General features: G+C 70.3%; 18 protein-coding genes. 6 read left to right on the top strand and 12 right to left on the bottom strand.

Annotated features, from left to right (window positions below; translation table 11 throughout):
- The 9 genes from gndA to QM572_RS12585 form a co-directional block, all read right to left on the bottom strand.
- Positions 1-970 (bottom strand): NADP-dependent phosphogluconate dehydrogenase (gene gndA / locus QM572_RS12545; RefSeq protein WP_415093587.1); only part of this gene is annotated, 970 nt, incomplete at its 3' end.
- Between the two features lie 81 nt (positions 971-1051).
- Complete coding sequence (locus QM572_RS12550) at positions 1052-2143, bottom strand: MCE family protein (RefSeq protein WP_415093589.1); 1092 nt, start codon at positions 2141-2143, stop codon at positions 1052-1054.
- On the bottom strand, positions 2143-3324 hold the full coding sequence (locus QM572_RS12555; RefSeq protein ID WP_415093592.1) for an MCE family protein: 1182 nt from the start codon (positions 3322-3324) through the stop codon (positions 2143-2145). Before QM572_RS12555 ends, QM572_RS12550 begins: the two co-directional genes overlap by 1 nt.
- Complete coding sequence (locus tag QM572_RS12560; protein ID WP_415093594.1) at positions 3324-4409, bottom strand: MCE family protein; 1086 nt, start codon at positions 4407-4409, stop codon at positions 3324-3326. Before QM572_RS12560 ends, QM572_RS12555 begins: the two co-directional genes overlap by 1 nt.
- Positions 4406-5377 (bottom strand): MCE family protein, encoded by a 972-nt coding sequence (locus QM572_RS12565; protein WP_415093596.1) that lies wholly within the window; start codon positions 5375-5377, stop codon positions 4406-4408. The genes QM572_RS12560 and QM572_RS12565 overlap by 4 nt, the downstream gene beginning before the upstream one ends.
- A 5-nt stretch (positions 5378-5382) precedes the next feature.
- Complete coding sequence (locus tag QM572_RS12570; RefSeq protein WP_415093598.1) at positions 5383-6408, bottom strand: MCE family protein; 1026 nt, start codon at positions 6406-6408, stop codon at positions 5383-5385.
- Positions 6408-7457 (bottom strand): MCE family protein, encoded by a 1050-nt coding sequence (locus QM572_RS12575; RefSeq protein WP_415093600.1) that lies wholly within the window; start codon positions 7455-7457, stop codon positions 6408-6410. The genes QM572_RS12570 and QM572_RS12575 overlap by 1 nt, the downstream gene beginning before the upstream one ends.
- Positions 7458-7462: 5 nt before the next feature.
- Complete coding sequence (locus QM572_RS12580; protein ID WP_415093602.1) at positions 7463-8296, bottom strand: MlaE family ABC transporter permease; 834 nt, start codon at positions 8294-8296, stop codon at positions 7463-7465.
- Positions 8296-9087 carry an MlaE family ABC transporter permease gene (locus tag QM572_RS12585; protein WP_415093604.1) on the bottom strand — a complete coding sequence of 264 codons (792 nt, stop codon included), beginning with the start codon at positions 9085-9087 and terminating at the stop codon, positions 8296-8298. Before QM572_RS12585 ends, QM572_RS12580 begins: the two co-directional genes overlap by 1 nt.
- Positions 9088-9298: 211 nt before the next feature.
- On the opposite strand from QM572_RS12585, the gene QM572_RS12590 reads away from it, so the two are divergent.
- Both QM572_RS12590 and QM572_RS12595 read left to right on the top strand, forming a co-directional pair.
- A complete protein-coding gene (locus tag QM572_RS12590) occupies positions 9299-10909 on the top strand; it encodes a glycerophosphodiester phosphodiesterase (RefSeq protein ID WP_415093606.1) in 1611 nt (536 codons plus the stop codon).
- Positions 10910-10940: 31 nt separating this feature from the next.
- Positions 10941-11636, top strand: a complete 696-nt coding sequence (locus tag QM572_RS12595) for a TetR/AcrR family transcriptional regulator (protein WP_415093608.1) — start codon at positions 10941-10943, stop codon at positions 11634-11636.
- 1 nt (position 11637) lies between these two features.
- On the opposite strand, the gene QM572_RS12600 is transcribed toward QM572_RS12595, so the two are convergent.
- Complete coding sequence (locus QM572_RS12600; RefSeq protein WP_415093610.1) at positions 11638-12927, bottom strand: acetyl-CoA C-acetyltransferase; 1290 nt, start codon at positions 12925-12927, stop codon at positions 11638-11640.
- Between the two features lie 89 nt (positions 12928-13016).
- On the opposite strand from QM572_RS12600, the gene QM572_RS12605 reads away from it, so the two are divergent.
- Together QM572_RS12605 and QM572_RS12610 are read left to right on the top strand one after the other, a co-directional pair.
- Positions 13017-14366 (top strand): 3-oxoacyl-ACP reductase, encoded by a 1350-nt coding sequence (locus QM572_RS12605; RefSeq protein ID WP_415093612.1) that lies wholly within the window; start codon positions 13017-13019, stop codon positions 14364-14366.
- The gene (locus QM572_RS12610; RefSeq protein WP_415093614.1) at positions 14366-15229 is read left to right on the top strand and encodes a MaoC family dehydratase; all 864 of its coding nucleotides are present in this window, start codon (positions 14366-14368) and stop codon (positions 15227-15229) included. Before QM572_RS12605 ends, QM572_RS12610 begins: the two co-directional genes overlap by 1 nt.
- A 4-nt stretch (positions 15230-15233) precedes the next feature.
- Here QM572_RS12610 and QM572_RS12615 read toward each other — a convergent pair whose 3' ends face one another.
- Positions 15234-16100, bottom strand: coding sequence for an acyl-CoA thioesterase (locus QM572_RS12615; RefSeq protein ID WP_415093616.1), 867 nt, complete (start codon positions 16098-16100; stop codon positions 15234-15236).
- Positions 16084-17034, bottom strand: a complete 951-nt coding sequence (locus QM572_RS12620; RefSeq protein ID WP_415093618.1) for a PAC2 family protein — start codon at positions 17032-17034, stop codon at positions 16084-16086. The genes QM572_RS12615 and QM572_RS12620 overlap by 17 nt, the downstream gene beginning before the upstream one ends.
- Positions 17035-17156: 122 nt before the next feature.
- Between QM572_RS12620 and QM572_RS12625 the strand changes: the two genes are divergently transcribed.
- Positions 17157-18380, top strand: a complete 1224-nt coding sequence (locus QM572_RS12625; RefSeq protein ID WP_415093620.1) for a thiolase family protein — start codon at positions 17157-17159, stop codon at positions 18378-18380.
- A 1-nt stretch (position 18381) separates the two neighbouring features.
- Positions 18382-20469: a 3-hydroxyacyl-CoA dehydrogenase NAD-binding domain-containing protein gene (locus tag QM572_RS12630; protein WP_415093622.1), complete on the top strand. Its 2088-nt coding sequence runs from the start codon at positions 18382-18384 to the stop codon at positions 20467-20469.
- Position 20470 lies beyond the last annotated feature (1 nt).

Consider the following 20470-nt stretch of genomic DNA (forward strand, 5'->3'; position numbering starts at 1 on the left):
CGGCGGCGGGCTCCGGGCGGGGCCCGAACGGCGCCCGGCCGACGGCCTCGCGCACGGCTGCGCGCTGCTCGGGCTTGGAGGAGACGGCGCGCGCGAACACGGCCTCGCCGATGCCGGAGACCGGGATGCCGAGACCGGTGGCGTTCTGCACCGTCCACACGCCCGTGCCCTTGGAGCCGGCGGCGTCGAGGATGACGTCGACCAGCGGCCGTCCGGTCGCCTCGTCGACCTGGCCGAGCACCTCGGCGGTGATCTCGATGAGGTAGGACTCGAGGTCCCCGGAGTTCCACTCGCGGAAGATCCCGACGATCTGGTCGACGTCATACCCTCCGACGCGGCGGAGCAGATCGTAGGCCTCGGCGATCAGCTGCATGTCGGCGTACTCGATGCCGTTGTGCACCATCTTGACGAAGTGCCCCGCGCCGTCGGTGCCGATGTGGGTGACACACGGCTCGCCCTCGGCGACCGCCGCGATGCTCTCGAGGATCGGGCCGAGCGTCTCCCATGCCTCGGCGGAGCCGCCGGGCATGATCGACGGGCCGCGCAGCGCGCCCTCCTCGCCGCCGGAGATGCCGGTGCCGACGAAGTTGATGCCCCGCTCCTTGAGCTCGCGCTCGCGGCGGATGGTGTCGTGGAAGTCGGCGTTGCCGCCGTCGACGATGATGTCGCCGGGCTCGAAGAGATCGGCGAGCTGCTCGATCACGGCGTCGGTCCCGGCGCCGGCCTGCACCATGACGATGGCCGTGCGCGGCGAGGTGAGGGACGCGGCGAAGTCCTCGATCGTCGTGGACGCGACGAACCCGAGGTCGCCGTGCTCGGAGAGCAACTCCTCGGTCCGTGCGGGAGAGCGGTTGTAGACCGCCACCGTGTTGCCGGTGCGCGAGGCCAGGTTGCGGGCGAGGTTGGAGCCCATCACCGCCAGGCCGACCACGCCGATGTTCGCCTGCTGACCGTCACCGTTGTCGCTCATGGGGTCCAGTGAACACCCGGCCGGAAGCGGTCGGGCGCCGCTGGGGAGTCGGCGGGACGTCAGCGAGACGTCGGCGAGACGTCAGTTGGTCTTGCCCTGGGCGTGGGCGGCGCCACGCTGCAGGTTGGACGCGCTGGCGGGGCACGACTCGTCGGTGTCGAGCGGGTTGCGCGACGTCGTACGCGGCTCGACCTGGGTGGTGCCGTAGCGGCACTCGGACTCCTTGCTCGCCATCAGCTCGAGCTTGAGGGAGCCGCCGCTGAGCAGGTCCTGGAGCACGTTGATCCCCTTGCCGTAGCCCGACACGATCGCGCGCAGCTGGGCGTCGTGGCTGGTGAAGAGGCGCAGGAAGCTCGACGCGGTCGGGAGGTAGCTCGGAAGCACCTTGCCCCAGTCCTCGATGAGCGACTGCACCTGCGTCAGCTGCCCGGGGGCCTTCTCCAGCTGCTGGGTGAGCTCGGGGTCGTAGTCCTTGAGGAAGGCGGCGAACTTCTTGGCCGAGGTGGCGAGCGCCTCGATGTCGTCGGACTCCGACAGCGGCACCTGGATGGCGGGGCCGGCGTTGTCGATGAGGCCCTTGGTGTCGGGCAGCGCCTCCTGCAGCGCCGCGAGCACCTGGTCGCCCTGGTCGACGATCTGGCCGATCTGGTCACCGGTGCCGTTGAGGCCGGTGGCGAGCTCGGTGAGCAGCGTGTGCAGCTTCGTGGTGTCGATCTGGTCGAGCACGCCGCTCACCGCGACGACGGTCGCGCCGAGGCTGGTCGGGATGTCGGTGGCGGTGCCGGGGATGACGCTGCCGTCCTCGAGGTAGGGACCGGCCGTGGTGGTCGGCTGGAAGTCGACGTACTGCTCGCCGACGGGTGACAGGCTGCGGACCTCGGCGTGCGAGGAGGCGGGGATGTCCCAGTCGCCGTTGAGCGACACGACCGCCTTGACGCCGGTGGAGGTCAGCTGGATGTCGGTCACCTTGCCGACCTTGACGCCGCGGTACGTCGCCTCGGAGCCCTTGTAGAGGCCGCCGGTGCCGCTGAGCTCGACGGCGACCTTCGGCGGCCGGCCGGTCAGCGGGAGGTCGAGGACCTGCGAGAGGAGGTAGGCGAGCGCGACCACGAAGATCACGATCACGCCGACGAGGCTGAGGTAGAGCCGGTTGGTGAAGAGGCTGCGGAACATCAGGAGGTCGCCTTCCTGCCGAGGAGGCCCCCGACGAGGCCGCCGACGACCCCACCGAGGCCGGAGCTGCTGCTCGATCCGCCCGTGCTGCTGCTCGAGCCGCTGGTCAGGCTGCTGGTCAGGCAGGCGGGGTCGAGCGGCAGCGTGATGCAGTCGAGGATGCCTCCGCCGCTGCCCGAGCCGCTGCCGGAGCCGCTGCCGCTCGAGGTGCCACCGAGCAGCGTGCTCGGGTCGAGGTCGAGATCGAGCTCGATGTTGAGGTAGTCGTTGGGGATCACGTCGTCGATGGCCGAGCCGAGCGCCTTGAGCTGGTCGAGCGAGGTCTCCCAGTCGTCCTTGTTGGCGGCGAGCTCGGCGAGCACCGGCTCGATCTCCTTGATCGAGCCGAGCAGGTCGTCGCGAGTCACGCCGACGGTCTCGTTGGCCTGCGCGGCGAACTTCTTGACCGCGGCGAGCAGGGCCGTGAAGTCCGGGGTCTCGGCACGGAGCACGTCAGCGGCGGGCTTGATCTGGGTGAGGGCCTTGTTGATGGTCGCGGTGCGGGCGGCCAGCGTCTTGGAGGTCGCGTCCAGGGCGTTGAGGGCGTGGTCGATGGTGGTGGTGAGCGAGTTGGCCGTCGCGAGGAACGTCGAGGTCTGGGTGAGCAGGTCCCGGACGGTCTCCTCACGTCCGCCGAGGGCCTTGTTGAGCTCCTCCGTCACCGTCTGGAGCTGTGCCAGGCCGCCGCCATTGATGAGGAGCGACGCCTCGGACAGGGTGTCCTCGACCGTCGGTGCGGTGCTGGTCTCGGCGGTGCTGAGCTCCTCGCCGGTGTGCAGCAGCGTGCCGGAGGACGGGTTGGTCACGTCGATGAAGAGCTCGCCGAGCGGCGTGGTGTAGCGCAGCCGCGCGGTGGCGCCCCGGCGCAGCTCGGCGCTGGTGCGGACCACCACCTGGGCGCGGGCGTGGAAGTCCTTGGCGCCGACCTCCATGACCTTGCCCGAGTCGACGCCGTTGACCTTCACCGAGGCGCCCTCGGCGAGGTTGAGCGCGTCGTCGAAGTCCATCGTCAGCTTGATCGTGTCGCCGCTCACGCCCTTTCCGGGCAGGGGCATGTCCTTGAGGCTCGTGCCGCACGCGGACAGCGTGCCCACCATCAGCAGGGCGAGGGCGGCGACGGCGTGGCGGCAGTGGCGGGTCATCAGCTGCCTCCCAGCTTGATGCCGAGCAGGTCGCTCAGCCCGCTGATCAGGTTGGCGAGCGTCCCGGTGCCGTCCAGCGTCTCGCAGAGGTTGAGCGGGAGCGCCTCGCAGATCTGGGTGAGCTGGCCGCCGAGCGGCGCGAGCACGAGCGGGTCGATCCGGCCGGGCAGCCAGCCGTTGTGATCGGCGCGCTCGAGGTTGTTGAGCGCCACCGGCAGCAGCTCGAGGCTCTCGTTGATCTGGTCCGACTTCGTGCTGAGCGACTTCATCAGCGTGGTCGAGGAGCTCAGCGCCTTGACGATCTGGTCGCGGTTGTCGGTGGAGAACTGCGCGACGTTGGTGACCACCTGGTCGAGGGAGCGGAGGGCGGAGCGGAAGTCCTCGCGCTGGTCGGCCAGCATCTGGCTCGCCTCGGAGACCTGGGAGATGAACTCCTTCTCCGTGGCCTTGTTGGCGGTGACCTGCTGGGCCAGCGTGTTGAGCGAGCTGAGCAGCTTGGTGAAGTCCTCGGTCTGCCCCGAGAGCGTGTCGGCGGCGCCGCCGAGGGAGCCGATCGTGTCGTTGAGCTTCTGGCCGTTGCCGTCGAAGGCGGCCGATCCGCTCTCGATGATCTGCTGCACCGCCTTGACGGTGTCCTCGTTGCCGCCGATCTCGTCGGCGAACTTGGTGATGGTCGCGAGGACCTCGTCGAACTCGACCGGGGTGCGGGTCTTGTCGGCGCTGATCTTGTCGCCGTCCTTCAGGGTGGCGCCGGAGTGGTAGACCGGGGTGAGCTCGACGTAGCGGTCGGTGGCCACCGAGCGGGCGACGATGACCGCCCCGGCGTCGGCCGGGACCTTCTGGTCGCCGTCGATGTGCAGGGTCACCTTCACCTGGGAGCCGCTGGGCTCGATCTTCTCGACGGTGCCGACCTTGACCCCGAGGACGCCGACGTCGTTGCCCTCGTAGAGCCCGGCGGAGTCCGCGAAGTACGCCGTCACCGTCATGCCGCTCGACGAGAGCGACCTGGCGCCGACGAGGACGGCGAGGAGCACGACCAGGCCGACGGCGACGAGGACGAGGGGCTTGCGTGCCGTGACGCTCATCCGCAGTCCCCCAGTCCGCAGAGGGTGTCGTCGGCCGGGAGGGCCGGCGTGTGGACGTTGAGCGAGGCCCACGGTCCGTTGCCCAGGGCGTTGGTCACGTAGCGCAGGGACGGTGCCACGACGTCGAGGGTCTCCTTCAGCTTGTCGTCCTCCGCGTTGAGCGTGTCCAGGACCTTGTTGAGCGAGACCAGCGACGGCTTCAGGTCGGCCTTGGTCTCCTTGACGATCGCTGTGATCGCCTTGCTCAGGGTGGTGATCTCGGTCAGGAGCGTCTTGATCTCCGCGCGCCGGCTGGTGATCTCCGTGAGTACCAGGCTGGCGTTCTTCTCCAGCTCGACGAGATCGTCGTTGCTGGCGACGAGCTGGTCGCTCACGCTGCGGGCGGCCTTGAGCAGGGCCGTGGTCTGGTCGCCGCGCTTGGTGATCACGTCGGAGAGCGCCGCGATGCCGTCGAGCGCGGGACCGATGTCGTCGGCCGACGAGTCGAGCGTCTGCGCCGCCGTGGTGAGCGCCTTGGCCAGCGTGGTCGCGTCGAGGTCCTCCAGCTTGGCGGTGCCCTCGTTGAGGACGTCCTGGAGGTTGTAGGGGACGCTGGTGCGATCCAGCGGGATCGACTCGGTGCAGCAGCCGCCCTGGGGCGCCACCTCGAGGTAGTGGGTGCCGAGCAGGGTCGCGACCTTGACCGACGCGGTGCTGAGCGCGCCCAGCTGGATGCCGCGATCGAGGGTGAAGTCCACCTTGACGTGATCGCCGTCGAGGGCGACCTTGCGGACCTTGCCGGAGACGACGCCGTGGACCTCGACCGACTCCCCGGCGCGGAGGCCGGCGGTGTGCTCGAGGATGGCGGTGTAGCTCTTCGTCCCGAACGAGGCCGTCGAGAGCACGACGACGCCCAGGGCGAGCAGGGCGAGCACCCCGAGGGCGGCGATCCCGATCTTGAACGGGTCGCGGTCGGCGAGCGGCTTCATGCCCATTACTGGCACACCTTCGATCGCTTGGGGTTGGATCCGGCCGGGTTGATCCCGACGGCGGAGCCGAGCTTGATCTGCAGGCTGCACACGAAGATGTTGATCCCGTTCCGGTACGACGTCGCGCGGCCCAGGCCGCCGAAGGCCTCCTTGTAGCCCGACACGACGGCGTCGATCAGCTTGTCCCGGGTCGCGGCGAGCATGCCCGCCACCGTGCGGAACTGCGTGACCGAGTCGACCAGCGGCTTCTTCGCCTCGGCGGCGAGGTCGGCCGTGGAGTCGATGAGCGCGCCGACGCCGTCGATCGAGTCGCCGATCGACTCGCGGTCCTTGGCCAGGCCCTGCATGAGCTTCTTCAGCGACACGATCGTGTCGGTGAGCTCGGTGTCGTGCCCGGAGAGGTTCTCCAGCACCGGCGTCAGGTTGGTCAGCACGGAGCCGATGACCTCGTCGCGGTCGGCGACGAACGTGGTCAGCTTGGTGGTCTGCTGGAGCAGGCCCTCGACGGTGCCGCCCTCGCCCTGCAGCACCTTGACGATGGAGCTGGCGAGCCGGTTGACGTCGGCGGGCTGGAGCACCTCGAAGAGCGGCCGGAAGCCGTTGAGCAGCGTGGTCAGGTCGAAGCCGGGATCGGTCCGGCTCGTCGGCACCGTCGCGCCGGGCTTCAGCTTGGCCCCGTGCTCGTCGGGCTGGACCATCGCGAGATAGCGCTGGCCGACGAGGTTCTGGTAGCGCATGACGAGGCTGGTGTTGTCGAGGATGGGCTGGTCGGCGGTCAGGCTGAACTCCACCACGGCGTCCTTGGCGCCGCTGCCGACCTCGATGCCGTTGACCCGGCCGACCCGGACGCCGGCGACCTTGACGTCGTCGCCGACCCGCAGGCCGCTGACGTCGGCGAAGCGGGCCTTGAAGTCGTGGGTGTCGCCCTCGACGCCGTTGAGCATCGTGCTCGCGAGCACGACCAGCAGCAGGATCGAGACGAGGGAGAAGAGCGCGAACTTGAACGCGATTCCGCGGATTCCGGCGACCATCAGCTTCCGTCCGCCTTCGGCCGGTCGGCCGACGAGTAGTAGCCGGGGGTGTCCAGGCGCAGCTTCGCGTGGATCTTGAGGAAGCCCTGCTTGACCGCGGCGCGGACGATCTTCGCCGCGTTCTTGTTGGCGTCGACCGCCGAGGTGATGCCGCCGGGGTTGTCGTGCAGCGCGTCGATGAACGCGAACGCGTTCGCCAGGAACCTCTCCAGCTGCTCGGTGTTCTCGGCGAGGAAGGTGTCGCCGGACTTCGCCAGGGCGGCGCCGTTCTGGAGGACCGCCTTGAGGTCGTCCTTGTGCTCGACGAGGGTGTCGAGCGCCACGAGCGCGTCGTCGGTCGCGTCGAGCAGGTCGGGGGCGACCTTGCGGACGAGGTCGAGCAGGGTCGCGAGCTGGTCGAGGTCGCTGCCGAGCTGCTCGAGCTCCGGGTTGAACTGCCGCAGGTAGGCGTCGAGGTTGTCGATCGTGGTGCCGAGCTGCGCGCCGCGACCCTGCAGGGCCACCGCGGCCGAGCCGATCGCGGTCGCCAGCTGGGCCGGCCCGAGCGCCTTGACCAGCGCGTCGATGTCGTCGAGCGCGTTCTGCAGCTCGAGGGTGTCCTGGCTGGTGTCGGCCGGGATGACCGAGCCGGGCTTGATCGCCGAGGAGGCCGACGAGGCGGTCGTGCCGCCGGGCGGCCGCAGGTCGACGTACGTCGTGCCGAAGACCGTCGCGGGGAGGATCCGCGCCACGACGTCCGCGGGGACCTTGTCGATCTCCGTCTCCTTCATCGCCAGCTTGATCCGGACCTGCCCGTCCGTGCCGTTCGTGATCGCCTTGACCTTGCCGACGATCATCCCGAAGACCTTCACGTCCGATCCGGGAGCGAGCGCGCCACCGGCGTTGCGGAGGTCGGCGCTCACGACCGGGGGGCCGCCCCAGGCGCCGGTGGTGCGCAGCCGGACCACCCCGAGCACGAGGAGGATGACGACGAACGTCACGAGGCCGCGCAGCGCGAGCTGTCGCTTCGTCGGATCTGCGCGGGGCTTGAGCGTCTGTGCCTTGGCCATCGACGTCACCCCGAGATCCGGAAGCCGGAGTCGCCGCCCCAGAAGATGAGCGTGAGGAGCATGTTGAGCGCGACGACCACCACGATGCTGGCGCGGATCGACGCGCCGGTCGCCTCGCCGACCGCCTGCGGTCCGCCGCCCGCCTTGAGGCCGTACCAGCAGTGGATGAGCGTGATGAAGAACGCGAACGTCACGATCTTGATCACCGAGAAGAAGACGTCGCGGCCCTGCACGAAGGTGCCGAAGTAGTGCTCGTACTGTCCCGGCGACTGGTGGAACAGGAAGACGACCGACCACTGCGAGGCGACGTAGGACCCGATCAGCCCGATGAGGTAGAGCGGCAGGATGGCGACCATCGCGGCGACCACGCGGGTCGCGACGAGGTAGCGGACGGGACGCACGGCCATCACCTCGAGGGCGTCGACCTCCTCGCTGATCTTCATCGAGCCGAGCTGCGCGGTGAAGCGGCAGCCGACCTGGGCGGCCAGTGCGAGGGCGGCGATCAGCGGCGCCAGCTCCCGGGTGTTGGCGCTCGCCGAGATGAAGCCGGCCAGGGGCGCCAGGCCGACCAGCTCGAGGCCGTTGAACCCCTCGATGCCGAGCGAGGTGCCCGCCGCGATGGAGAGGAGCACCATGACGCCGACCGTGCCGCCGCCGACGAGGAGGGCGCCCGAGCCCCAGGCGATGTCCTTGAGCTGACGCAGCACCTCGTTGGGATAGAGCGTCACGGTGGCGGGGATGGAGCGCACCGCCGTCCAGGTGAAGGTGGCGAAGTCGCCCAGGGCGGCGAAGGCGTCGACGACGGCCCCGCCCGCATTGGCGACGATCCCGCGGGCCATCAGGCGGCGCCCGTCGGCGAGAGCATGGAGTAGGCCTGGGTGAGGGCGACGTTGACCACCGCGAGCAGGATCACGCTCAGCACCACCGCCTGGTTCACCGCGTCGGCGACGCCCTTGGGGCCGCCGCTCGCGGAGAGGCCCTTCTGGGCCGCGACGATCGTCGCGATGAAGCCGAAGATCAGGGCCTTGACCTCGGCGAGCACGAGGTCCATCGGCTGGCTGAAGCTGATGAACGAGCCGATGTAGGTGCCGGCCGAGACCTTGCCCCCGCCGACGTTGAGGACGAACGCGGTGACCATCGCCGTCATGGCGACGATGACCGTCAGCATGAAGGCGACGACGAGCGCCGCCACGATCCGCGGCGCCACGAGCCGCTGGATCGGGTTGATGCCCATGACCTTCATGGCGTCGATCTCCTCACGCACCTGGCGGGCGCCGAGGTCGGAGCAGATCGCCGACCCCACGGCGCCGGCGATGAGGAGGCTGGTGACGAGCGGCGCGCCCTGGCGCAGGACGCCGATGCCGTTCACCGCGCCGGAGAAGGAGTTGGCGCCGATCTGCGAGGCCACGGCGCCGATCTGCACCGACGTGATCACGCCGAACGGGATCGCGACCAGGATGGTCGGCAGCAGCGAGACCTTGGTCATGAACCACGCCTGGAGCAGGAACTCGGTCCAGCTGAAGCGGCGGGTCACGATGTCGCTCGCCGCCGCGCGGCTCGCCTCGACGCCGAGCACCACCAGCTTCCCGCTGGTGACGACGCCTGCGCGCGCCCGATCCACGAAACTCACTGACCCCCCTGACACCCGACCCTCGACGTGACGCCCTCCGATGTGGCTCACGACTGTAACGCGCGTCACAGGTAGGAGTTACGGCATGTCGTCGGCGATTCGCCGACGCGCCCGGAGAGATCTCGGCAGTCCCGGCATTCACAGAGGTTCACAGGTTTCTCACGGGTGAACGCTGGGGTCAGGACTACGCCCGGGCACCTAGGGTGAGGGCATGCCTCTCGGAGATCGTCCCGTCCGCGCCCGGCGCACCGCCCTGCCGGCGACCCTCGCCGCGGCCGTCCTCGCGCTCACCGCGAGCGTCCTGGCCGCCGCCCCCGCCCAGGCGCGCACCATCGTCAAGGCGGCGCCGAGCACCTCGGTCGCCGTGCCCCTGCTCAACGAGCGCTTCACCATCTCCGGGTCGCTCGGCGCGTCCAAGGCGCGCTGGGCGGAGCTGCAGCAGAAGGTCGGCGCGAAGTGGGTCAAGCGCGAGCGGACGTGGATCCCCGCGTCGGGCAGGTACAGCTACCCGCTCATCGTCCCGGGCGGGACCACGGTCTGGCGGGTGATCGCCCGCAAGAGCGGCACGTCGCCCAAGCGCGTCACCTACGGCCGCTACCTCACCCGGGGCAGCCAGTCGACGAGCTTCTCCGCGCCCACGGCGATCAAGGCCGGCAGCACCGTCTCGATCACCGCCACCTCCTCCCCCGCCCGGCCCGGCCGGAGCGTGCAGCTCCAGGTCGACACGGGCTCGGGCTGGACGGTCTCGTCGACCGGGGCGGAGAACGCCAGTGGACAGACCACCTTCAGCCTCGCGACCTCCTCGGCCGGCGTCGTGCAGTACCGCACCCTGGAGCAGCCCACGGCCAACGGCGTGGGCGGGCACCTGTCGGCGGCCGCCACGCTGGACGTCGTACCCACCACCGCGCCGGCCGTCGCGGCGCACCGGGGTTTCTCCAGCTACTACCCGGAGAACACGCTCCTGGCCTACACCGGAGCGCTCGACAACGGCACCGACTGGCTCGAGACCGACTTCCAGCAGACCGCGCCCGACACCGAGGCCGAGGTCGCCGACAGCGCGTGCAGCGCGTACGGCGTCACCACGGCCGGAGCCACGCACTTCATCGCGCTGCACGACTCCGACTTCACCCGCACCACCGACGTCGAGACGAAGTTCCCGATCGCCAGCTACCCCACCAAGTACAGCTCCGCCGGGAAGCCGCTGGTCGAGAACTTCACGCTCTGCGAGATCAAGCAGCTCGACGCCGGGGCCTGGAAGAGCGCGTCCTTCTCCACCTCCACCTACGGCTCGCTCACCCAGGTGCCCACGCTCGAGGAGACCCTCACGCTCCTGTCGGGCTCGACCAAGGGCGCGAAGACCCGCATCATGCTCGAGCCGAAGTACGGCACGGTCGCCGAGGCCAAGGCGCTGTACGACGCCGTCGTGGCCTTCGACCAGGCGCACGCCTCGACGTCCGGCTACCAGCCGTACGTCGACGTGATCGGCCACGACGACCGCGCGCTCTTCGACACCTTCAACTTCGACGTCGCCGCCGCGCTCGAGGACCCGACGCAGGCTCCGGGCGCCGAGGTCGCCACGGTGGTCGACGACGCGTCCGAGCTCGACCCGGCCACGTCGGCGGGCGCGGTCATGGTCCTGGTCAACCAGAGCCTCGCCTCCGCGGAGGCGATCAAGGCCTACAACGAGGCCTCCCTGCCCGTCTACGTCTGGACGGTCGACACCCCCGAGACGTGGTTCCACCTGGCGGCGCTGGGCGCGAGCGGCATCATCACCAACAACTCCAAGGGGATGACGCAGCGGTTCGCGGCCCTGCTCGCGTAACTTGGAGTTGCACGTCTCGTACACTTCAGTGGTGAGCACCACCCCGACGAGAGGCAGCGTCCCCGAGAGCGACGGCCGTCGCTCCGCGGCCGCGGCACGCCGGCGGGTGCGCGAGGCGGAGATCATCGGCGCCACCCGGCAGCTCTTCGACGAGCGCGGCGTCCGCGACGCGCAGATCGAGGACATCGCCCGCGCCGTCGGGATCAACCGCGCGATCGTCTATCGCCACTTCACCGGCAAGGAGGAGCTCTTCGCGCTCACCCTCGTCGGCTACCTGGACGAGCTCCGCGAGGCGCTCGAGACGGCGAGCGAGCTGGACGGCACGGTCACCGACCGCGTGACGGCGACGATCGGCGCCTTCGTCGACTACGGCGTCGCCCACCCGGCGTTCGCCGACTGCGCCCAGGCGCTCATGCGGCGCACCGGTCCCGAGCTCTTCGACGAGATCTCCGAGGGCGCGATGCTGCGCCTCGGCCGCGCGATGACCGGCTGCCTCTCGATCCTCACCCGCCTCATCGAGGAGGGCAACGCGGCCGGCGAGTTCCACGTCGAGAACGCCGCCCTGCTGACCAACACGCTCTACGCCAGCGGACTCGGCACGCTGCAGCTCGCCCGCATCGGCATCACGGTCAGCGAGCTCGCCCCCGGCGTCCCGGTCGTCGGGCAGCTCTCCGTCGACCAGGTCCGCGACTACCTCGAGAAGGCCGCCCTCGCCATGCTTCGCTGACTCATGCCTCCAGGATGGCGACGACGCCCTGGCCGCCCGCGGCGCAGACAGAAATGAGACCGCGAGCGGGACCGCCTGAGCTGCCCTTCTCGTGCAGCAGCTTGGCCAGGTTGTTGACGATCCGCCCGCCGGTGGCGGCGAACGGGTGACCCGCGGCGAGCGAGGAGCCCTTGACGTTGAGCTTCGCCCGCGGGACCACGCCGAGCGGCTCGTCGAGGCCGAGGCGCTCCTTGCAGAACACCGGGTCCTCCCAGGCGGCGAGGGTGGAGAGCACCTGCGAGGCGAAGGCCTCGTGGATCTCGAAGAAGTCGAAGTCGGCGAAGGTGAGCCCCTGCCGCGTGAGCATCCGCGGAACGGCGTACGCCGGCGCCATCAGCAGTCCCTCACGACCGGTGACGTAGTCGACCGCCGCCACCTCGGTGTCGACGAAGTACGCCAGCGGCTCCAGGCCGTGGGCGGCCGCCCACTCCTCGGAGCCCAGCAGGACCGCCGACGCGCCGTCGGTGAGCGGCGTCGAGTTGGCGGCGGTCATGGTGGCGCCCTCGCCCTTGCCGAAGACCGGCTTGAGCTTGGCGAGCTTCTCCTCGCTGGAGTCGGCGCGCAGGTTGTTGTCGCGCTCCAGCCCGCGGAAGGGCGTGATCTGGTCGTCGAACCAGCCCTCGTCGTACGCCGCCGCCATCTTGTGGTGCGAGGCGACCGCGAGGGCGTCCTGCGCCTCCCGGGTGATCTTCCACTCCAGCGCGGTCAGCGCCTGGTGCTCGCCCATCGAAAGGCGGGTGCGCGGCTCGGAGTTGGCCGGGATGGTGGGCACGATGTCGCCGGGGCGGATCTTGGCGAGCGCCTTGAGCCGCGCGCCGTTGGTCTTCGCGCGGTTGGCCTCGAGCAGGATCTTGCGGAGCTTCTCGCCCAGGGCGATCGGCGCGTCGGAGGTGGTGTCGGTGCCGCCGGCGATCCCGGAGTCGATCTGGCCGAGCGCGATCTTGTTGGCGATGTAGGCGGTCGCCTGGAGACCGGTGCCGCAGGCCTGCTGCAGGTCGATCGCGGCGGTCTCCGGCGAGAGCTTGGAGCCGAGCACCGACTCGCGGATGAGGTTGAAGTCGCGGCTGTGCTTGAGCACGGCGCCGCCGGCGACCTCGCCGATCCGCTCGCCCTCGAGCCCGAAGCGGGTGACGAGGCCGTCGAGGGCGGCGGTGAACATCTCCTGGTTGGAGGCGGTGGCGTAGGCGCCGTTGGAGCGGGCGAACGGGATGCGGTTGCCGCCGAGCACGGCGACCTTGCGAGGAGCGGTCATGCCCCGATCCTACGCAGCGCCCCGCGATTTGTGGACAGTGAGTTACACAACGAGTTACATATCGCGGCCGGTGGGCTAGATTCGTGCCCATGAGCGACAAGTACCAGTCCTTCACGAACTCCGCGATCGGCAAGATCGTCGCGAAGAACCTCGGCCTCCCCCAGCCCACCAAGCTCGAGCGGTACGCCGCGGGCGACCCGCTCGTCCAGGGCACCGTCCTGACCGGCGGTCGCGGCCGGGTCGCCGACGAGCTGGCCGGCCTGCTCGACGTGCTCGGCATCGCCAGCGTCGGCGTGCGGACCGAGGGCGAGAGGTACAAGGGCCTTGTCTTCGACGCCACCGGCATCACCTCGGCCGCCGACCTCGTCACGCTGCAGGAGTTCTTCACCCCGGTGCTCCGCAGCCTCGAGAAATGCGCTCGTGTCCTCGTCATCGGCACCCCGCCCGAGGAGGTCGAGGGCGGCGAGCGCGTCGCCCAGCGCGCCCTCGAGGGCTTCACCCGCAGCCTCGGCAAGGAGATCGGCAAGGGCGGCACCGTCCAGCTGGCCTACGTCGCCGACGGCTACGAGGGCTCGCTGCTCTCCACGCTCGGCTTCTACCTCAGCCCCAAGTCGGCCTACGTGTCCGGCCAGGTCGTGCGGGTCGGCGCCCACGGCGAGACGAAGGCGGACGCGGCGGCGGGGCTGGACTGGTCGCGGCCCCTGGCCGGCAAGGTCGCCTTCGTCACCGGCGCCAGCCGCGGCATCGGCGAGGAGATCGCCCGCGTGCTCCACCGCGACGGCGCGACCATCGTCGGCCTCGACGTGCCGCAGGCCTCCGACAGCCTGATCAGGGTGATGAACGAGCTCGAGGGCGACTGGCTCACCCTGGACATCACCGCCCCGGACGCGCCGCAGCGGATCGCGCAGCACCTCAAGGACAAGCACGGCGGCGTCGACATCGTCGTGCACAACGCCGGTGTCACCCTGGACAAGAAGCTCGCCAACCAGACCCCCGAGCGGTTCGGCACGGTGCTGCGGATCAACCTCGAGGCGCCGGAGAGGATCACCGCCGAGCTGCTCGCGCAGAAGGCGGTCAGGCCCAACGGCCGGATCGTCGGCGTCGCCTCGATCGCCGGCATCGCCGGCAACCTCGGCCAGACGTCGTACGCGGCGTCGAAGGCGGGCGTGATCGGGTTCGTGGACTCCCTCACCGAGGAGCTGGCCACGAGCGGCGCCGGCATCACCGTGAACGCCGTCGCGCCGGGCTTCATCATCACGCAGATGACCGCGGCCGTGCCGTTCGCCACCCGCGAGGTCGGCCAGCGGCTCAACGCGATGGCCCAGGGTGGCCTGCCGGTCGACGTCGCCGAGACCATCGCGTGGTACGCCCATCCCGCCTCGACCGCCGTCAACGGCAACGTGGTGCGGGTCTGCGGCCAGATGATGCTGGGCGCCTGATGGGCGTCCGCACGCTGGTCAAGCTGGCGCTGCCGGGCATCCCGGTGGTGTCGGCGCTCCCGGGCATCCGCAAGAGCGGCGGCGCCTTCGACGGGCTCGCGCTCAGCCGCCCCCCGGTGGTCGTCGAGCGCAGGGACGTCGAGGCGTACGCCGACGTGTGCCACTTCCACGCCAGCGGCTCACGCGACACCGTGCCACTCCCCTGGCCCCACCTGCTGGCCTTCGACCTGCACATGGCGATGATGTCGGACCGCTCCTTCCCGGTCGCGGCCATGGGCATGGTGCACCTGGAGAACTCCATCACCCAGCACCGGCCGATCGGCATCGGCGAGACGCTCGAGGTCGGCGCGGCCGTCGGGCCCGGCCTCGCGCACCCCAAGGGCACGAAGTTCGAGCTCGTCTCGACCGTCACCTCCGGCGGCGAGCTGGTGTGGGAGGAGGTCTCGACCTACCTCCGGCTCGGGCGCGGCGACACGACGGCCCCGTGGGGACTGCAGCTCCCCGAGGTCACCGAGCGGGGCACCGGCTGGAGGCTGCCCGCGGACCTCGGCCGGCGCTACGGCGCAGTGTCGGGCGACATCAACCCGATCCACCTCTACCCGCTGACCGCCAAGGCGCTCGGCTTCCCCCGGCAGATCGCCCACGGCATGTGGACGCTCGCCCGGTCGGTCGCCGCGCTGGAGAACCGGCTGCCCGACGCCGTACGCGTGGACGTGGCGTTCCGCAAGCCCGCCTTCCTCCCCTCGACCGTCACCTTCGGCGCCCACCCCGTCGACGGCGAGCACGGGACCGGCTGGGCCTTCGCGCTGAGCAAGGCCGGCTCCGACACCGTCCACCTCAACGGCCTCACCACCGCCCTCTGACGAGTCAGGAGGGGCGGGGAGGGCGGATGATGCCCTCCTGGGCGACGGTCGCGCCGAGCACGCCGTCGTGGGTGAAGACCCGGCCGATGCCGAGGCCGCGACCGCCCTGGGCGGACGGCGAGACCTGGTCGTAGAGCCACCACTCGTCGGCGCGGAAGGGGCGGTGGAACCAGATCGAGTGGTCGAGGGAGGCCATCTGGATGCCGGAGTGGTCGAGGGTGTGGGCCGCGAGCGTCGAGCCGAGCAGGGAGATGTCGCTCATCCAGACGAACGCGCCGAGCTGGATCGTGGGGTCGTCGGGCAGGCGGCCGTTGATCCTCAGCCAGACCCGCTGCCGGGCCGGGTGGGCGGGATCGGCGTCGAGGCCGTGGAGCGAGTTGCCGACGGCGCGCGCCGAGACGACCGCCCACTCCTCGGCCAGCGCCTGCCCCTCGTGGTCCTTGCGTGCGCGGAGCAGCTCGATCAGGTCGACGCCGTCGGTCGGCTCGATCACCTCGGGCTTCACGTCCTGATGGTCGAAGCCCTCCTCGTGCCGGTGGAAGTTCGCCGTCAGGTAGTAGATGTCGCGGCCGTGCTGGCGTGCCGCGATCCTCCGCGTGACGAACGAGCGGCCGTCGCGGATGCGGTCGACGTCGTAGATGATCGGCCGGGCCGGATCACCCGGCAGCAGGAAGTAGGAGTGCATCGAGTGGAGGAAGAACTCGTCGGTCACCGTGCCCATGCCCGCCATGACGGACTGCGCGGCGACCTGCCCGCCGAAGGAGCGGCCGCGGCCGTTGTCGTGACCGAGGCCGCGGAAGAGGTTGTCGTCGAGCTGCTCCAGGGTCAGGACGTCGACGAGCTCCTGGAGCGGGTCAGTCGTCACCGTCATGGCCGTCATCTTCGAGGCCCGCGAGGAATCGCTCAAATTCGCGCCCGAGATCGTCGGCGGTCGGCAGCGGCTGGTTGGGAGCCAGCAGGTTGGCGCCGGACTGCTCGGCGCGGTTGAAGGCGTCGTACTGCCGCTCGAGGGCCTTCACGACCTCGCCGACCTCCTCGTTCTCCTCGAGGTAGGTGGCGATCTCATGGTCGCGGGCAGCCGCCTCCTCGTGCAGCTCGGTCAGGTCGATGGTCAGCCGGCCGGCGTACTCGACCTGCTCGAGGAGGCTGGCCGCGGCCTGCGGGTAGTCGAGCTGGGCGAGGTAGTGCGGGATGTGCGCGACGAAGCCCAGGGCGTCGTGGCCCCACTCCCCGAGCCGCACCTCGACCAGCACCTGGGCGCTCGACGGCACGCGTAGCTCGCCCTGCCAGGGACTCTCGACCGTGACGAGCTCGCTGTTGTTGGCGTGGTGGGTGAGCGTCAGCGGCCGGGTGTGCGGCACCGCCATCGGCACCGAGCCCAGGCTGATCACGGTGTCGACGCCGAGCCGCTCGACGACCTCGCGCACGGCGCGGGCGAACGCCTCCCAGCGGTTGTCGGGCTCCGGCCCGTGCAGGAGGAGGTACGGCGTGCCGCCGGTGTCCCGCAGCAGCCGGACGACCAGGCGCGGGGTGTCGTAGTCCTCGTAGTGGTCCCGGGCGAACGTCACCGGGGGCCGACGCGCGCGGTAGTCGTGGAAGGCGTCGACGTCGAACGTCGCCACGACCGGCGCGGTCGCCGCGCTCTCCACGAGATAGCGGGCCGCGCGAACCGCCGCGTTGCCGGCGTCCAGGAAGCCGTCGAGCACCTGCACCATCACCAGCGGGCCCTCGTGATCGTCCAGCTGGGGGACCTCGTCGACGATGTGGACGAGCCGGGACTTCGGGGCCTTGGGCGTCTTCGCCATCGCTTCTCCCCCCTGTCCTCCTGCTTGTCTTCCTGCTCCCAGCCTGCGCAGCACGTGTGGCCCAACAGGCCGTAGGACCACCCTATTCCCCTGCCAAGTTACCGGCGAGTAATGTAGGGGTCATGACTCGAGAACTTCGTGAGGTCGTCTTCGTCGACGGCGTACGCACCCCGTTCGGCAAGGCCAAGGGCCAGTACGCCGAGACCCGCGCGGACGACCTGGTCGTCAAGCTCATCCGTGAGCTCGTCCGTCGCAACCCCAGCCTCCCGCCGGAGGCCATCGACGACGTCGCCATCGCCGCCACCACGCAGATCGGCGACCAGGGCCTGACCATCGGCCGCACGGCGGGCCTGCTGGCCGGCCTGCCGCAGTCGGTGCCCGGCTTCTCCATCGACCGCATGTGCGCCGGCGCGATGACCGCCGTGACGAGCGTCTCGGGAGGCATCGCCTTCGGCGCCTACGACATCGCCATCGCGGGCGGCGTCGAGCACATGGGCCGCCACCCGATGGGCGAGGGCGTCGACCCGAACCCGCGGATCGTCTCGGAGAAGCTCGTCGACCCGAGCGCGCTCGTCATGGGCAACACCGCCGAGAACGTCCACGACCGCTACCCGGGGATCACGAAGGAGCGGGCCGACCGCTTCGCCGTGGCCTCCCAGGAGAAGGCCGCGCAGGCGTACGCCGACGGCAAGATCCAGCCGGACCTCGTGCCCGTCGCCACCCGCTCGGTCGAGAAGGGCTGGGGCCTGGCCACCTCCGACGAGCCGATGCGCCCGGGCACCACGATGGAGTCCCTCGCCGGCCTCAAGACGCCGTTCCGCCCGCACGGTCGCGTCACCGCGGGCAACGCGGCAGGCATCAACGACGGCGCGACCGCCTCGCTGCTCGCCTCCGAGGACGTCGCCCGCGAGCTCGGGCTGCCGATCAAGATGCGCCTGGTGACCTACGCGTTCGCCGGCGTCGCCCCCGAGGTCATGGCCGTCGGACCGATCCCCTCGACCGAGAAGGCCCTGGCCAAGGCCGGGCTCACGATCGACGACATCGACGCCTTCGAGCTCAACGAGGCGTTCGCGATCCAGGTGCTCGCCTTCCTCGACCACTTCGGCATCGACCAGGACGACGAGCGGGTCAACCCGTACGGCGGCGCGATCGCGTTCGGTCACCCGCTGGCCTCCTCCGGCGTGCGTCTCATGATCCAGCTGGCACGCCAGTTCGAGGAGGACCCGTCGATCCGCTACGGCCTCACCTCGATGTGCATCGGGCTCGGCATGGGCGGCACGGTGATCTGGGAGAACCCGCACTGGAACGGCACCAGGAAGTCCAACGACGTGAAGGCGAGTGCCTGAGATGACCACTGACATCAACCAGCTTCTCGTGGACATCGAGAAGGTGTTCACCGACGACGAGGTCGTCACCTACGCCCGCCTCTCGAAGGTCACCCTGCCCTCGGGCAAGGTCCTCGGCCTGGTCACGCTCGACAACGGGCACGACCACACCCGGCCGAACACCTTCGGCCCGAAGGGCCTGGTCGAGCTCAACACGGCGTACGACGCCGCGCTGGCCGACGACTCGATCGATGCCGTCGCGGTGACCGGCAAGCCGTTCATCCTGGCGGCGGGCGCCGACCTCAACACCTTCAAGCAGGCTCCCACCGAGGGCGTGCGCACCATCGCCGAGCTCGGCCACGCGGTCTTCCGCAAGCTCGCCGACGGCGGGAAGCCGAGCTTCGGCTTCATCAACGGCCTGGCGCTCGGCGGGGGCCTCGAGGTCGCGCTCCACGCCGACTACCGCACCGTCATCGAGACGGTCCCGGCCGTCGGCCTGCCCGAGGTCATGCTCGGCCTGATCCCCGGCTGGGGCGGCGCGTGGCTGCTGCCCAACCTGATCGGCCCGGAGAGGGCCGCCAAGGTCTTCATCTCGAACCCGCTCAACAACGGCACCGTGCTGCGCAGCGGCAAGGAGGTCGTCGACCTCGGCATCGCCGACGTCGCGTTCGGCGGCGCGGACTACCTCGAGCAGTCGCTCCTGTGGGCTGACGGCGTGCTCAACGGCACCGTGACGGTGGAGCGCGCGGAGATCGACCGCGGCGCGGGCTGGGACGAGGCCGTCAAGAACGCCGGCTTCTTCGCCTGGGCCAAGACCGGCGACGCCTCCCCGGCCGCGAAGAAGGCCGTCGAGCTCCTCGCGCTCGCCAAGACCGCGTCGAAGGACGAGGGCTTCGCGGCCGAGGACGAGGCGCTCACCGCGGCCGTCTCGCAGCCCGAGACGCTCGCGTCGCTCTACTCCTTCGACCTGGTGCAGAAGCGGGCCAAGCGCCCCGCCGGCGCGCCGGACAAGTCGCTCGCGCAGCCGATCACCAAGGTCGGCATCATCGGCGCCGGCCTGATGGCCTCGCAGTTCGCGCTGCTCTTCGTCCAGCGGCTCAAGGTGCCGGTCGTGCTGGTCGACCTCGACCAGGAGCGGGCCGACAAGGGCGTGGCGTACGTCCACGCCGAGCTCGACAAGCGGCTGGCCAAGGGCCGGTCGGACCAGGACAAGACCAACCGGCTCAAGGGCCTGGTCTCGGCGACGACGGACTACTCGGTCGCCTTCTCCGACGCGGACTTCATCATCGAGGCCGTCTTCGAGGAGATGGGCGTGAAGAAGACCGTCTTCGCCAACGCCGAGAAGGTCGCCCCGGCCACGGCGGTGTTCGCCACGAACACCTCGTCGCTCTCGATCACCGAGATGGCGTCGGAGCTGGAGCACCCGGAGCGGGTCGTGGGCTTCCACTTCTTCAACCCGGTCGCCGTCATGCCGCTGCTGGAGATCATCCGCGGCGAGGCGACGTCGGAGGCCGCGCTGGCCACCGCGTTCGCGGCCGGCAAGGGCCTCGGCAAGACCATGATCCTCGTCAAGGACAGCCCCTCGTTCGTGGTCAACCGCCTCCTCGGCCGCTTCATGGGCGAGGTCGCGAAGATCGCCGACGAGGGCACCCCGATCCCGGTCGTGGACCAGGCGTTCGCCGGGGTGACCCCGATGCCGCCGTACCAGCTGATCGCGCTCGTGGGCCCGGCCATCGCCTACCACAACAACGAGACGCTGGCGCACGCCTTCCCCGACCGGTTCTACCTCTCGGAGAACCTGCACAAGGTCGTCGAGGCGAAGAAGGGCTCGTTCTACGGTCCCGACGGGAAGACCGTCGACCCGGAGGTCGAGGCCCTGCTGGAGGTCGGCACCACCGAGCTGACCGCTCCGGAGGTACGCCGGCGCACCCTCGAGGCGCTCGCCGACGAGACCCGCCGGATGCTCGACGAGGGTGTCGCCGCCGCTCCCGAGGACATCGACCTCGGCATGATCACCGGCGCCGGCTTCCAGTTCTGGAACGGCGGCCTCACCCAGCTGCTCGACCGCGAGGGGATCTCGGAGGCCGTCACCGGCCGCCGCTTCCACTGAC

The organism is Nocardioides sp., from assembly GCF_047607365.1.
Lineage (GTDB): Bacteria > Actinomycetota > Actinomycetes > Propionibacteriales > Nocardioidaceae > Nocardioides.

Bases quoted from the DNA above. Each gene is read 5' to 3' on its own strand.
- QM572_RS12620 (WP_415093618.1), bottom strand. From the start codon at position 17,034: ATGGCGAAGACGCCCAAGGCCCCGAAGTCCCGGCTCGTCCACATCGTC.
- QM572_RS12630 (WP_415093622.1), top strand. From the start codon at position 18,382: ATGACCACTGACATCAACCAGCTTCTCGTGGACATCGAGAAGGTGTTC.
- QM572_RS12615 (WP_415093616.1), bottom strand. From the start codon at position 16,100: ATGACGGTGACGACTGACCCGCTCCAGGAGCTCGTCGACGTCCTGACC.
- QM572_RS12555 (WP_415093592.1), bottom strand. From the start codon at position 3,324: ATGACCCGCCACTGCCGCCACGCCGTCGCCGCCCTCGCCCTGCTGATG.
- QM572_RS12570 (WP_415093598.1), bottom strand. From the start codon at position 6,408: ATGGTCGCCGGAATCCGCGGAATCGCGTTCAAGTTCGCGCTCTTCTCC.
- QM572_RS12600 (WP_415093610.1), bottom strand. From the start codon at position 12,927: ATGACCGCTCCTCGCAAGGTCGCCGTGCTCGGCGGCAACCGCATCCCG.
- QM572_RS12550 (WP_415093589.1), bottom strand. From the start codon at position 2,143: ATGTTCCGCAGCCTCTTCACCAACCGGCTCTACCTCAGCCTCGTCGGC.
- QM572_RS12575 (WP_415093600.1), bottom strand. From the start codon at position 7,457: ATGGCCAAGGCACAGACGCTCAAGCCCCGCGCAGATCCGACGAAGCGA.
- QM572_RS12590 (WP_415093606.1), top strand. From the start codon at position 9,299: ATGCCTCTCGGAGATCGTCCCGTCCGCGCCCGGCGCACCGCCCTGCCG.
- QM572_RS12565 (WP_415093596.1), bottom strand. From the start codon at position 5,377: ATGAAGCCGCTCGCCGACCGCGACCCGTTCAAGATCGGGATCGCCGCC.
- QM572_RS12560 (WP_415093594.1), bottom strand. From the start codon at position 4,409: ATGAGCGTCACGGCACGCAAGCCCCTCGTCCTCGTCGCCGTCGGCCTG.
- QM572_RS12625 (WP_415093620.1), top strand. From the start codon at position 17,157: ATGACTCGAGAACTTCGTGAGGTCGTCTTCGTCGACGGCGTACGCACC.
- QM572_RS12605 (WP_415093612.1), top strand. From the start codon at position 13,017: ATGAGCGACAAGTACCAGTCCTTCACGAACTCCGCGATCGGCAAGATC.
- QM572_RS12580 (WP_415093602.1), bottom strand. From the start codon at position 8,296: ATGGCCCGCGGGATCGTCGCCAATGCGGGCGGGGCCGTCGTCGACGCC.
- QM572_RS12610 (WP_415093614.1), top strand. From the start codon at position 14,366: ATGGGCGTCCGCACGCTGGTCAAGCTGGCGCTGCCGGGCATCCCGGTG.